The sequence below is a fragment of the Yersinia sp. 2540 StPb PI genome (assembly GCF_052217165.1).
Taxonomy (GTDB): domain Bacteria; phylum Pseudomonadota; class Gammaproteobacteria; order Enterobacterales; family Enterobacteriaceae; genus Yersinia; species Yersinia enterocolitica_E.
Genome location: NZ_JAZGQC010000001.1, coordinates 4,336,106 through 4,351,017 on the forward strand (window position 1 = coordinate 4,336,106; position 14,912 = coordinate 4,351,017).

The window sequence follows — 14,912 nt, forward strand, 5'->3', positions numbered from 1 at the left end:
ATTAACAATGCTATTCATCCCCCATCAATGTATTGGTGGGGGAAATTTACTGGCTTATTGATATTACCAAGGCAATGTATGCCCCTGGTAATCAATAAAACCGTGACCGCCCTTACCGGAAGCGTGCTCAATTTGGTCGACCACGCCCTTCACACTGGTCGTAATGGTCAGGGGTGCCGCATCCCCGCCCATATCCGTTTTTACCCAACCTGGATGAATCGATAGCACCGTCAGAGCCGGATCGGCCACTTCAGCAACCAAACTACGGGTCATCATATTTAGTGCGGCTTTACTGGCTGAATAGAGAGGTTTATGGCCGGAGGCATTATGACCAATACTCCCCAACTGAGAAGACATAAAGGCCAATACACTTTGAGTTGGATTACGTTGTGTCAGCAGATGCTGAGCGATACGGATAGGTGAAACGGCATTGGTTTGGAATAATTCCAGAATATCTTCCGGTTGCGCCTCAAGAGCTGATTGATGTTCCGGCCCAGAGATACCCGCATTAACAAATATGAGGTCGAATATCTGCCCCTGTAGCTGCGGCAAAAACTGCTTAATACTTTCAGGTTTATTAATATCCAATGTTAGCCAATGGGCGGCATGGGCTGCGGTATCTTTCGCAGCACCGCGTGTCGTCGCAGTCACTGACCAACCACGGCGATTAAGTTCGTCAACCAGCCCCAGTCCCAAACCTCTTGAGGCGCCAATGATCAATGCCTTTCGTTTAATTGTGCTCATATCATTTTCCCTTTGCTGAATGTTACCTGCCCACTGTTTGGTCAGCCATACGATTACCTATCATATATATAATATCTCAACAAAAGGAAAAGCGGCGCTTGGCCGCTTTTAATCGCTATCACTGCTGGCTAACGATTAAGTTAGCGCTCACCAACACCACGCCACAAAGTGACACTCTCGCCAGCCAAGTGCAGATTGACGCCTGACTCAGTGCCATCCAGCTCGGATGAGCCTTCCAGGCGCAGCCACTTAGCGACATTGAGTAAAGGGGATGCTGGCAACGAAACATTGATATCACTAATACGTTGTATCGCGACCATCACTCGTTCACGTTGGTAGCTACGAATAAACACCAAAGTGTCACCATTGGCATAAACCACCTGACAACCACCACGCCGCAGCGCCATGCTTTTGTGCCTTAGAGCCGCCAGCCGTTGGCATAATTTCAACAGGTCATTATCCCATTGAGCCTCATCCCACGGGAACGGTTTGCGGCAGAACGGATCATTACCACCATCAAGACCAATTTCATCGCCATAAAATAAGCAAGGCACACCAATCCAGCTAAATAACCACACCAGCGCCATCTGCATTCGGGCTTTGTCATTATTCAGTAGGGTTATAAAACGGGCGGTATCATGGCTGTCCAGTTGATTAAATAAACGCAACTGATGGCCGTGCGGCAATCCGGCTCGGTACTCATCCATCCAGTAGGCACAATCCTCAGCCTTGAGTTTTATCGGATGATAAGCCACATCCTGGCCCGCTAAAAAGCTACGCACCGGTAATGCAAACCCCATGTAATTCATTGCCGAATCTTCTACACCGGCATGTAACCAATTACGTGCGTCGCCAAAGTGTTCCCCCAGAATATAGGCCTGCGGATTTTCCTCTTTTGCTGCCTGATATATACCGGTCAAATGGCGCAAATTCCCTTTCGCTCCGCCGTCCTCCCCCAACATATGCACCACATCTAACCGCCAACCATCAATGCTGTAAGGGGGGCGTAACCAATAACGCACCACACTACCGTCGCCCCGATAGATTTGATTTACCACGTCCTCACTCGCGAAGTTGAGTTTCGGCAAGCTGGCATTACCTTTCCAATCCAACGCCCGCCCATCGGGGAAGAAATTAAACCAGCCACGATAAGGTGAGTCCTGATGATGACAAGCCCCATTATCCCCTTGCTGGTGCCTATCAAACCAATGATGGGAATCACCGGTATGATTAAACACCCCATCAAGTACCAATTTTATGCCGGCCTCACGGGTAGCCATACGTAATTGCAGAAAAGCCGCCTCACCGCCCAGATAGGGATCTATCTGATAATAATCTTGCGTATCATATTTATGTACGCTGGGTGCGGTAAAAATTGGATTTAGATACAACGCAGTAACGCCAAGTTGTTGTAAATAAGTGATTTTTTGACTGATACCCGCCAGATCACCGCCATAGAATGTTGAAGCGGCATTAGTGTCATCCAATGGTTGTTGCCATGCACGACGAGCCACCGAATGACCCGCAGCGTGATGATAATAGCTCGCATTTTGCATGCCGTGCTCACCCTGACTACTGGCAAACCGATCGGGGAATATCTGATAAAAGACTTGGTCGGCCACCCAGTCGGGGCCACTGTCGGGCATATCAATGGCAAACTGAGCCAGTTGCGCCGGAGGAACCCGCGAGAATCCCAGCGGGCCGAACCATTGTTGGTCGTCATCCCATAACAGTTTAAAACAGTAGCGCCGTGTAGGTTGCCCTTCATGTAAAGGCAGCGTCGCGCGATAACACCAAAAGCCATCACGCTGTTGGCCTTTCATCGTCAGTAGCCATTCTTCATTATCCGGTTCGCAGCGTAAGAAAACCTGTGCTGGTAATGTGTCGCCATGCAACCATTCACCATGCAACCATAAAGTAATCTGTAATGCGTCGCCTCGCTGACGAACAAAAGGCGGGACCGGAAGATGCCAACCACTAAGCATAAAATTCTCCTGCGTTAACCAAAACCATTCCTGTTAAGGCTATCTGGTGCAGACATTAACGCCGCGACACATTCACCTGAGATAGGCGATTTATCTGAATATACAGCTCGCCGATATAAATAATGTCATGTAGTGGCTGCTTCCCCCTCATCTGTCACTATAAATATCAGGGATGAGATTGGGGGAGGAGAAGTATGGGGGTAAATAGCAGAATGCCCCAGATTGTATAGAGCAAAAAAAGCCGAGAAATCTCCCGGCTTGATAGTAGGTATTGACTCAGTATTACTCAGTTTCTTTGGCAAGCTCTCGCTGTTTCTTTTGATGGCGCACTTTCAAGTAATACCCCACCAACAACAATGCAATCCACACTAACCCTACATACAGTGAAATGCGGGTTGTCGGGAACCAGCCAATCAGAGCGATGATAAACACCAGGAAAATGATTGCCAGCACCGAAGTAAAGGTACCGCCACGCAGTGGGAAATCCAGCGCCTTAATCTGTTCTTTGCTTAATGAACGCCGGAAACCAATCTGGGAAAACAAAATCATGATCCATACCCATACAGTGGCAAAAGTCGCCAGCGATGCGATAACCAGGAACACATTTTCCGGCATGATGTAGTTCAGATAAACCGCAATCAGCATGGCAAACATCATCACCAACACCGTCACCCAAGGCACACCACGCTTGGATATTGCCGCAAAGGCTTTTGGTGCATGGCCCTGTTCCGCCATTCCGTTCAACATACGCCCGACACCAAAGACATCACTGTTAATGGCAGATAATGAAGCGGTGATCACCACAAAGTTGAGAATACCTGCCGCAACGGTAATCCCCATATGCTGGAAGGTCAGTACAAATGGGCTACCGTTCGTGCCCACCTGATTCCAAGGGTAGATAGACATGATGACAAACAGGGTACCGACGTAGAATACCAGGATACGCCACGGCACTGAGTTAATTGCTTTCGGAATGGAGCTTTTTGGATTTTCAGCTTCCCCGGCAGTAATACCGATAATCTCAATACCACCATAAGCAAACATCACCAGTTGCAATGATAGGATCATGCCGACATAACCGTTACTGAAGAAGCCGCCGTTAGTCCATAAATTATGAATACCGGTCGGCTGCCCACCGTTACCAATACCCCAAATAATGATACCAAACCCGGCCAGAATCATGATGATGATGGTGGCAACTTTAAAGAACGAGAACCAGAACTCCAGTTCACCGAAGACTTTGACGCTCATCATATTAACTGCGCCAATAATCAGCACCACACTCAGCACCCATACCCAATGAGGCACGTCCGGGAACCAGACCCCCATATAGATACCGAAGGCGGTCACATCAGCAATAGCAACAATCAAAATCTCAAAGCAATACGTCCAGCCGGTGATATAGCCCGCCATTGGCCCAAGGTAATCTTGTGCATAGCGCGAGAAAGAGCTGGCCTGTGGGTTATTCACTGACATCTCACCCAACGCGCGCATGATGATAAATGCCACCACGCCACCGATCAGGTATGCCAATAACACACTAGGCCCTGCCATTCTTATCGCATCAGCCGAACCATAGAATAAGCCGGTACCTATTGCTGACCCTAATGCCATAAAGCGGATATGACGGGTCGTCAGGCCCCGTTTCAGCTTATTTTTGACTGGTAATTCCATGTACATTGCCCCGTCTTTTTTCAGCAAAAAGCCACGGGGATGAGCCGTGGCTAAAAAAATCCTATGGCTGTGCCGTTATTGCTTAGCAGCAACTTCCTGGCGACAGCAGAGGCGATCGTACAACCCTACGACGACGAATACCAGCAGGGAAGGCGATAACCACGCCAGACCTTGTTCAGCCAATGGCAGATGCTGAGTCCATTCAGGCAGGAAGTGCGCGAAGGTAGAAGCCTTCACCGCATCAAGAATACCGAACAGCAAACTAACCAGCATAACTGGAGCCACGATACGTGAGGCATGATGCCACCAGCGCAAAGTAAAGCTCATCAAAACCAGCACGATGCATGGCGGATATATCGCTGTCAGCACCGGAATGGAAATCTGAATTAGGTGACTCAAGCCCAAATTCGATACCATCATTGAGAAGATACCGAGAATGAATACCAGCGCCCGATAAGACAGCGGCAAGTACTGAGCAAAGAATTCAGCACAGGCACACGTTAGGCCCACAGCGGTCACCATACAGGCAATGAAAATCAATGCGGCCAGGAACACACTGCCCAAACCACCAAAGGTGTGCTGAACATAAGCATGCAACACGACTGCGCCATTCTGTGCGTCAGGCGTCAGGCTGCCACTGCCGCTGCCAAGTTTAAACAAGCTCAAGTAAACGAGCGTCAAACCGATACCGGCAATCAATCCTGCCCAAATGGTATAGCGCGTCAGCAGCCCTGCGGAAACCACTCCACGCGAACGGGCCGCATTGACGATAACGATACCAAAGACCAAGGCACCCAAGGTATCCATGGTCAGATAACCATTAACGAAACCAGAGGAGAAAGGCACGTTCTGATAGGCATCAGTGGCTGAAATCAACGGACCGGCAGGCCAAATCAACGCCGCGATACCCAAGATAGCAAGCGCCAGAATTTTCAGTGGTGCCAGAATATGACCGACGGTGTCCAGCAAACGCCCCGGATAGAGCGAAATTCCAATCACCAGCGCGAAATAAACCACACTATAAATAAACAGCGGCAACGGGCCATCACCCGTCAAAGGGGCGATGCCCACTTCGAAGGAAACTGTTGCGGTTCGTGGCGTGGCAAACAGTGGGCCGACAGCCAAATAACAGACGGTAGCCAGTACCAAACCAGCACTACGGCCAATTGGGCTACTCAGGGCATCAATCCCCCCGCCCACCCGGGCCAGCGCGATAATGGTAATAACCGGTAAGCCAACTGCGGTTATCAGGAAACCAAGAGCTGCCCACCATACATGTTCACCCGATTGTAAACCAACCATCGGCGGGAAGATGATGTTGCCAGCTCCAACGAATAAGGCAAAGGTCATAAAACCTAATGCCATAATATCTTTAGACGATAAACGATGACTCATAGTGGTGTGTGTTGCCTAAGTTAAATGGCCAAAAGGAAAAGTTCTAAGTTGTGGCCTTCCCGACGTGATCGAAACGATACAAAGCTCTGATAAACGCAAACTCCGGCGGTTAATAAGCAATCTATTTCGTCAGTATGCAGTGTTTTTGAAGTTATTTGCAGGTGGAATAGGCCAACAACGGCGCTAAGTAGACCGTTTATAGCGGAGAAAGGCAAGTCGGGATCATAAAAGCAGAATCATCATCCAGATAATTTTATCAAACCAGTTAATCATGCCATGTTTTGAGAGATACACGCCATATGATTTGTATTATTTGTAGCCAGTCGTTAACAATTTACCGCCAATCTGGTGACCAATACTCAGGAGAGACTGATCGTTTTATACGCAGAGATAATGCCAGATTGGATAAACAAAAAACGACTACTGAAACACCTTAATCAGTAAAAACCTAACGCTTTTCGGGTCTGAATCAGTACCTCGGGAGGTAGGGGTAAATAGCCATCATGGGTGACCCTTTTTTGCCCCTCGGGCGATAGAACCCGCTCAAGGAACGCCGCAGTCAATGGCTCCAGTGGCTGGCCCGGAGCTTTATTGATATAAATATACAGATAACGTGATAAAGGGTAGCGGCCATCTTTAACATTCTCAGGTGTTGGCATCACAAAATCCTGCCCCACCGCCGCCAGTGACAACGGTTTAACACCACTATTACGAAAACCAATACTGGCATAGCCAATGCCATTCAATGAGCCAGCCACCGCCTGTACCACAGAAGCGGACCCAGGCAACTCATTGACATTATTTATAAAATCACCATCGCACAACACCTTATGTTTGAAGTATCCATAGGTCCCCGAAGCTGAGTTCCGGCTATAACGTTGTAAGGAACGCGCCGCCCACGCCCCTTCCAATCCCAACTGACCAAAGCGCTGAATTTGGTGTGGCTCTCCACATCGGCGATTTTGCGAAAAAATAGCATCAAGCTGCGATAAAGTCAGTTTGTTCAGTGGGTTATCCTGATGAACAAACACCACCAATGCATCAACTGCCACAGGAACTGCCAGTGGCGGATAGCCATAACGTTGAATAAATGCGTTGATCTCACCCGCTTTCATTGGGCGGCTCATCGGCCCAAGCTGGGCGGCACCGACAGCCAACGCCGCAGGGGCAGTAGAGGAACCTGCCGCCTGAATTTGCAAATTAACGCCAGGATAGTGATGATTAAAATCATCAGCCCACAAGGACATCAGATTGGCTAAGGTGTCAGAACCCACACTGGAGAGGTTGCCTGATAAGGTATTGGTGGCAGGCACGGAAGCCATCGGCAAAACCGCAACCGGAGGGGACAGTACCGCTTCAGATTGCGCTAAAACGGCATGGCTAAACCATAACATGACATGCAACAACGTCAGTTTTGCCCATTTCATCAGCTTGGTATCCATGCAGTTTTTAGGATTTGACTGCATTCTCGGCTAAAACTGCGGGAACAATCAATCGATTCGGCAAGGTAAAGATAAATCGAGTCCCCAGACCGATTTCGCTCATGACCTCTAAACGTGCATCGTGATGACTCAATGCATGTTTCACAATTGCCAGCCCTAACCCACTGCCCCCCGTTTGCCGTGATCGGGCTTTATCCACCCGATAGAACCGCTCCGTTAGCCGTGGAACATGTTCAGGACCGATTCCCGGCCCATTATCGCTGACCTGAAATTGTGCACCTTGTGGAGTTTGCTGCCAACACACCTCAATTTGGGTACCAACAGGCGTGTGATTGACGGCGTTATAAACCAGATTTGATACCGCACTGCGCAGTTGGTCTTCGTTGCCAAACACTTTTAATTGGTCGTTAACCCGGAAGGTAATCTCATGTCGTCCGTTACTGAGAGCCTGAACTTCATGCTGTAACACTTTCAGCATCAACGGAATATCCACCCGCTCATTCATATCCACATTAGGTGCCGCTTCAATTCGTGATAGCGTCAAGAGCTGTTTTACCAACCCATCCATTCGCTTAGTCTGCTCTTGCATGATCCCCAGTGCTTTATCCCGTAATGGCCCAACCAGTTCTTGGTCATTCATCATTTCCAGATAACCTTGCAACACCGTCAGTGGCGTACGCAATTCATGACTGACGTTGGCAAAGAAATTACGCCTTGCGCCTTCCAACTGCCGCATCTGGGTAACATCACGGGCAACCATCAATAATTGCCCTTCTGAATAAGGCATCACACGAAATTCGACGTAATAACCATTGTTCAGTTGCAGAGTCAACGGGCGGGAGAACTCTTGTTGTTGCAGATATTGGCTGAATTCCGGGTAGCGCAATAAATTAAGGATGTGTTGGCCGTTATCCTCCGGCCAACGAAACCCTAACAATTGCTGAGCTAAACCGTTACACCAGAAGATATTGCCATCAATTGTAGTAATAACGACCGCGTCAGGCAATGATTCGGCACCACTGCGGAAACGTTTGATAAGCAAAGCCAGTTCGCGCCGACGCCGACGATTTCGCAACTGCATTTGGTACAAGCCGTAAAATAAAGGCTCCCAGCTCCAGCGACCAGCAGGTGGTGTCATGCTACGGTCTAACCACAGCCAGTGAGATAACTTAAGTTGATTATAGAAATTCCAAACCAGCGCCGCGACAGCTGAAATCAGCAATAGCCAAGGAAGATAGCCGATGAAGGCACCCAGGAGTAATGCAGGCAGACAAAAAAGAGCCAGCTCGAGAGCCAGCGTTTTCCATGATAAGCGTTCTAACACAACGAATTCTCCGGCACTGAAAACTCAGTAGCGCGTTGAGAAACGGTATCCAGTTCCCCGGACAGTTTGTACCATTCTGTCATGACCATCAATTTCAAGCGCCTTGCGTAGCCGACGAATATGCACGTCAACCGTACGATCTTCTACATAAACGTTAGTGCCCCAAACATAATTAAGCAACTGTTCACGGCTGTAAACGCGCTCCGGGTGGGTCATAAAGAAGTGCAATAACTTAAACTCGGTCGGCCCCATATCCAGCGCTTGCTCATTGGCCATAACCCGATGTGAGGAAGGATCAAGGCTTAGCCCTTGCATTTCAATAACTTCCTCAACCGCCATCGGCGATATTCGGCGCATCACTGCTTTAATACGCGCAACCAGCTCCTTCGGCGAAAACGGCTTGGTAATATAGTCATCTGCGCCCACTTCCAAACCGCGCACCCTATCCTCTTCTTCGCCACGGGCCGTCAGCATCATCACCGGAATATCTCTGGTCAACGCTTCACGTTTCATATGTTTAATGAACTGAATACCCGAGCCGCCAGGTAACATCCAGTCCAACAGCACTAAATCAGGGAAAGGCTCCGACAGACGAGTTACTGCGCTGTCATAATCTTCGGCTTCTAATGGTTGGTAACCATTCTGTTCCAACACAAAGCACACCATCTCACGGATTGGCGCTTCATCTTCCACCACAAGTATGCGTCTTGCCATCATCAACCCTGCCAGTATGTTAGTGGTCACTATTTGATTTCGGGAGCCATTATGCGTCAGTTTTGTGACATTTTTATGAAAAACATCACGCTTCTACTAGCAATAAGCATAGTGATAAATTTCATGATAATTGCAAAACACAGCAGTCAAGTTTGCGAGACGTCTCGGAGATTTTCCTCATAGCCTTTTTTTAGCCGCGACATCCGGCGGGCAGCGTTTATAATCAGCGCCATTATCTTTGACTGATAACCTGCCGTGCGGGAGATTTATGCGCATTATTCATACCTCTGATTGGCATTTAGGCCAGCATTTCTTCACTAAAAGCCGCGCTGCTGAGCATCAGGCATTTCTGCACTGGCTCATTAATCAGATCGAAGAAAATCAGGTAGATGCGCTAATTGTAGCAGGTGATATCTTTGATACTGGCTCCCCGCCCAGTTACGCCCGTGAGCTATATAACCGTTTCGTGGTTGAGCTCCAACCCACTGGCTGTCAGTTAGTGGTATTGGGGGGGAATCACGATTCTGTGTCAACACTGAATGAATCACGGGGTTTGCTCTCTTATCTCAATACCACCGTTATTTCGTGCGCCAACAGCAATCTCGATCAACAAATCATTATTCTAAAAGACCGCCAACATCAACCTGCGGCTCTGCTGTGTGCGATCCCGTTCTTACGGCCAAGGGACTTAGTCACCAGTCAGGCGGGTGAATCTGGAGGGCAAAAACAACTGGCTTTACAAGAAGCGATCGCGGGTCACTACCAGGCACTGTATCAGCGGGCGGTTGAACTGCGTACCGAACTGGGTTTGCCACTGCCCATTATTGCCACCGGGCACCTGACTACCGTTGGCGTCACCACGACAGACTCGGTTCGCGATATCTATATTGGTACATTGGATGCTTTCCCCGCGCAGGCATTTCCACCAGCAGATTACATTGCTTTAGGCCATATTCATCGCGCCCAACAAGTGGCTAAAACTGAACATATCCGTTATAGCGGCTCCCCCATTGCTCTCAGTTTTGATGAATTGAGCAAGGAGAAAAGCGTCTATCTGGTGGAGTTCCACCAACAGGCACTGGCATCAGTTACCCCTCTCTTCATCCCACAATTTCAGCCAATGCAATTAATTAAAGGGGATTTAGCGCAAATAGAGCAGCAACTGGTTCAATTCTCTGAGCATCAAGGCTTACCCGTATGGCTAGATATAGAAGTTGCCACCCAAGACTATCTTACTGATATCCAACGCCGTATTCAGGCTCTGACCACAGAGCTACCGGTTGAAATTGTATTGTTACGTCGCAGTAAAGAACAACGTAACAACAGTATCGAGCGGCAGGAAAAAGAGACACTCAATGAGCTGAGTGTTACCGATGTGTTTGAACGCAGGCTGGCGCTGGAGCCAGACTTAGCCGAGCCGCGCCAACAGCGGATGCGTCAAATGTTCAATCAGGTGGTTGATGACATCACGCAAGATAAAGATGCCGCACAGGAGCAGCCTGCATGAGGATTTTAAGCTTACGTCTAAAAAACATTAATTCTCTGCAAGGGGAGTGGAAGATAGATTTCACCGCCGAACCTTTTGCCAGCAACGGTTTATTCGCTATCACTGGCCCGACAGGCGCAGGTAAAACCACACTGCTGGATGCCATATGCCTTGCGCTATACCACCAAACACCACGTTTGACTGTCACGCCCAGCCAAAATGAGCTAATGACACGCCACACAGCGGAGTCACTAGCCGAAGTTGAGTTTGAAGTAAAAGGCATCTGCTACCGTGCATTCTGGAGCCAACGGCGGGCAAAAAACAGCCCGGAAGGTAATCTGCAAGCCCCTAAAGTTGAGTTGGCGCTATGCGACAGCGGTAAAATCCTGGCCGATAAAGTTCGTGATAAGTTGGAGATGGTTGCAGCGATCACCGGCCTGGATTTTGGCCGTTTCACTAAATCAATGATGTTATCGCAGGGGCAGTTTGCTGCTTTTCTCAATGCCGATGCCAATGACCGTGCTGAATTATTGGAAGAGCTAACGGGGACTGATATCTACGGGCGGCTATCTGAATATGTCTTTGAGCAACATAAACAAGCCAAGACCAATCTGGATGCTTTACATCAACGTGCCAGTGGTATTGAACTGCTCAATGAAGAACAGCGCTTGGCATTAACGCAACAAATCGATGATCTCCACCAACAAGAAAAGCAGCTTGTTTCAGCACAATCAGCGAGTCAAAACCAAATAAACTGGTTAACCGGCTGGCAGAGACAGCAGCAGAATCTACAAGAATATCAGCAGCAGCAAACAATTATTGAACAAGAATATCAGCAGGCACAACCCGAATTACAACGGCTGGCCCGTAGTGAACCGGCTGAGAAGTTGCGCCCTTTACTGCGTGACTGCTCACTCAGCCAACAGGATGTGCAACAGACACAACTGCGTATCACCGCGCTGACCCAACAGCAGCAACAGCTTCAGAGCCAACTAACCCCCCTGGCTCAAGCTCTGGAACAAGCCAATACCGCACGCCAACAACAGGCGGCCAAGCAGCATGAACAAGAAACACTGATTGAGCAAAAAGTGGTACCGCTGGATAACCTTATCGCGCAACAACAGCACTCATTAGCGCAATTTGCCACTCAATTGCAGCAATTGCGCGGCAAAGAACAACAAAGTAGACAGCAACTTGAGTTAAATGAGCAGCAGTTGCTAAAAATGCATCAGCGCCTGCAACAATTAGCTGAATATGCACAGCAATATCCCCACCATCAACACTGGGTAAAGTACCTACCGTTATGGCGCGAACAGTTCCGCCAATTGCACATACAGCACCAGCAGTCAGTGGCTAACGAGCAGCAATTACAGCAGCAAGCCTTATTACTTAGCAACTTGCAACAGCAAGCGGCCACATTAAATGAACAGGATAAACAGCAACAGGCCGTATTAGTACACGCGGCCTCGCAAGCAGGTAGCATCCAGCAGCAATTAGCAGCATTCGAGCAGCAACAGCCCGCAGCACAATTGCGCCAACAACTTGACGAGTTGCAGCAACAGCGACCGGCCCGGCAACAACTCGCCACATTATCGCCTTTAGCACAACAAGTTCAGGCACAGCACGATAAACAGCAGCAGCAATTCGCCAGCCAACAGCAACAATTAAAACAGCTTGAACAGCAGTTAGAAGAAAAACGTCAGCGCTACAAACATCAAAAACAACATCAGGCTGATCTGGAAACCTTGTGGGAACGCGAAAATCAGATAGTCAGACTGGAAGCGGAAAGAGCCAAACTCCAACCGGGAGATGCCTGCCCACTATGTGGCGCATTGGATCACCCCGCTATCACTGAGTATCAGGCGGTAAAACCGTCGGAAACAGCCGAACGCCTCGAGAAACTGCGCCGTCAGGTTGAACAGCTCGCCACTGAAGGCTCAGAATTAAGCGCGCAAAACAACAGTATGCAGCAACAGCAGCAGCATCTAGAGCAAGAGTTACAGCACAGCCGCCAGCAATTGGCCGATTATCAACAGCGCTGGCAGCTGTTGGCGCAACCTCTGGCGTTGACATTTGCATTACATGAACATGCAGCATTAATGGATTGGCTGGAACAGCAGGAACAATCAGAACAACACTGCCAGCGGAAATTGGCTGAATATGAGCGACTAAACCAGCAATATCAACAAGCTAAAGATGCTCTGGCTCAAGCAGAACAACAGCAGCAAAAACACTTGCAACAACTGGCATTAATCACTCAGCGCCAGCAAGATACTCAGCAAGCCCAGCAGAAACTGCAGTTACAGCATCAACGCCAGCAAGATGATTTAGCTCAGATGCGCCAAGACTTCAATAATAGTTTGGCTGATTTATCATTATCAGTACCAGCAGCAGACCAGCAGCAGAGTTGGCTGACTCTGCGGGAAGAGGAACACCAGCGTTGGCAGCAGAATCAGCAAGAACAACAACAGTTGGTTCTGGGGCAAAAAACACTGGAAACGCGGATTGAAGAAGAGCGTCGCCATTTACAAGAGTGCGTTGACCAATTATCGGCGCTCACCCAACAACACCAACAGGCTGAAACCCTATTACAACAACAGAGTCAGCAACGTCAGGCACTGTTTGGTAATATCAGTACTACTGAGGCTCGTCAGGTGTTGCGCCAACAACAACAACAAGCCGAGTTGATACAACAGAATGCGACAGAAATCCTGCAACAGACTCAGTCCCAGCTAAACCGATTAGCGGGGGAACTGGCGGGCTTAGAGCAACAATATCAGCATAATCAGCAGCGCGCTGCCACCGCTCAAGCTCAATTACAGCAAGCACTGGCGATCAGCGAGTTCGAGGATGAAGCCGCCTTAAACGCCGCACTGCTGGATGAAGAGGAAAGGCAACGTTTGCAGCAATTAAAACAGCAATTGAGCGAGCGACAACAACAAGTCAACATCCGCCAGCAACATGCCAATGAAGCGCTGGAGCAACTATTACAGCAGTGTCCGGCGGGTGTCGATAAAGCATCTGAATTGGTGGTATTGCAACAGCAATCAGAGCAATTGTTGATGCAACTAAAGGCCAATACATTACGGCAAGGCGAGTTACGCAATCAATTAGAAAGCGACACAGCGCGCCGTAGTAACCAGCATGCACTGTTTGAGCAAATTGAGCACAGTCAGCAGCAATATGAAGATTGGAGCTATCTCAATCATTTAATTGGTTCCAAAGAGGGTGATAAATTCCGCAAATTTGCTCAGGGTCTGACACTCGATCATCTGGTTTATCTGGCAAACAACCAGCTCAGCCGCTTACATGGCCGCTATTTGTTACAGCGCAAAACCAGCGATGCATTAGAGCTGCAAGTTGTGGATACCTGGCAGGCGGATGCAATACGAGATACCCGCACCTTGTCTGGGGGCGAAAGCTTTTTAGTCAGTTTGGCGCTTGCTCTGGCGCTGTCGGATCTGGTCAGTCATAAAACCAGCATTGACTCTCTGTTTCTTGATGAAGGCTTTGGTACGCTCGATGCTGAAACACTGGATACTGCGCTGGATGCTCTGGATAGCCTGAATGCGTCGGGCAAAACCATTGGAGTCATCAGCCATGTTGAAGCAATGAAAGACCGGATTCCAGTGCAGATTAAAGTGAAGAAAGTCAACGGACTGGGCGTTAGCCGCTTAGACAGTATCTTCCAGATAAAATAGTGTCACGCAGGTAAAGTAAAACCGCATATTAACTAGCGTCATTAGCAGCAAACGAGTAAGTCCCGATGAGCTTACACCAGTAAGTGATTCGGGTGCACGAGAGCCGCTAACAACGCTGTCGTGTCAAGGGCAAAGAGTATTACCCAAAAGCATTGGCATTACAGCCAGGCAGCAAACGAGTAAGTCCCGATGAGCTTACACCAGTAAGTGATTCGGTGCGCGAGAGCCGCTAACAACGCTGTAGTGTCAAGGACAAAGAGTATTACCCAAAAGCATTGGCATTACAGCTAGGCAGCAAACGAGTAAGTCCCGATGAGCTTACACAAGTAAGTGATTCGGGTGCGCGAGAGCCGCTAACAACGCTGTCGTGTCAAGGACAAAGAGTATTACCCAAAAGCATTGGCATTACAGCCAGGCAGCAAACGAGTAAGTCCCGATGAGCTTACA

9 protein-coding genes are annotated in these 14,912 nt (G+C 48.8%); 2 read left to right on the forward strand and 7 right to left on the reverse strand.

Annotation, left to right across the window (positions count from 1 at the left end; all coding sequences use genetic code 11):
* Positions 1-63: 63 nt before the first annotated feature.
* The 7 genes from V1956_RS20415 to phoB form a co-directional block, all read right to left on the reverse strand.
* Entirely contained in the window at positions 64-744 is a 681-nt protein-coding gene (locus tag V1956_RS20415; protein WP_420071189.1) for an SDR family oxidoreductase, read from the reverse strand.
* Positions 745-884: 140 nt separating this feature from the next.
* Entirely contained in the window at positions 885-2,729 is a 1,845-nt protein-coding gene (malZ, locus tag V1956_RS20420; protein WP_420074420.1) for a maltodextrin glucosidase, read from the reverse strand.
* 282 nt (positions 2,730-3,011) lie between these two features.
* Positions 3,012-4,403, reverse strand: coding sequence for a proline-specific permease ProY (proY, locus tag V1956_RS20425; RefSeq protein WP_372558176.1), 1,392 nt, complete (start codon positions 4,401-4,403; stop codon positions 3,012-3,014).
* 75 nt (positions 4,404-4,478) lie between these two features.
* The gene (brnQ, locus tag V1956_RS20430; RefSeq protein WP_083160081.1) at positions 4,479-5,798 is read right to left on the reverse strand and encodes a branched-chain amino acid transport system II carrier protein; all 1,320 of its coding nucleotides are present in this window, start codon (positions 5,796-5,798) and stop codon (positions 4,479-4,481) included.
* A 437-nt stretch (positions 5,799-6,235) separates the two neighbouring features.
* Positions 6,236-7,225, reverse strand: coding sequence for a PstS family phosphate ABC transporter substrate-binding protein (locus V1956_RS20435; protein WP_420074419.1), 990 nt, complete (start codon positions 7,223-7,225; stop codon positions 6,236-6,238).
* Positions 7,226-7,247: 22 nt separating this feature from the next.
* On the reverse strand, positions 7,248-8,564 hold the full coding sequence (gene phoR / locus V1956_RS20440; protein ID WP_442825603.1) for a phosphate regulon sensor histidine kinase PhoR: 1,317 nt from the start codon (positions 8,562-8,564) through the stop codon (positions 7,248-7,250).
* Positions 8,565-8,588: 24 nt separating this feature from the next.
* The gene (gene phoB / locus V1956_RS20445; RefSeq protein WP_025377384.1) at positions 8,589-9,278 is read right to left on the reverse strand and encodes a phosphate response regulator transcription factor PhoB; all 690 of its coding nucleotides are present in this window, start codon (positions 9,276-9,278) and stop codon (positions 8,589-8,591) included.
* A gap of 268 nt (positions 9,279-9,546) precedes the next feature.
* Between phoB and sbcD the strand changes: the two genes are divergently transcribed.
* Together sbcD and V1956_RS20455 are read left to right on the forward strand one after the other, a co-directional pair.
* Entirely contained in the window at positions 9,547-10,785 is a 1,239-nt protein-coding gene (sbcD, locus tag V1956_RS20450) for an exonuclease subunit SbcD (RefSeq protein ID WP_372558173.1), read from the forward strand.
* Positions 10,782-14,465, forward strand: a complete 3,684-nt coding sequence (locus V1956_RS20455; protein ID WP_442825604.1) for an AAA family ATPase — start codon at positions 10,782-10,784, stop codon at positions 14,463-14,465. Before sbcD ends, V1956_RS20455 begins: the two co-directional genes overlap by 4 nt.
* The last annotated feature ends 447 nt before the right edge of the window (positions 14,466-14,912 follow it).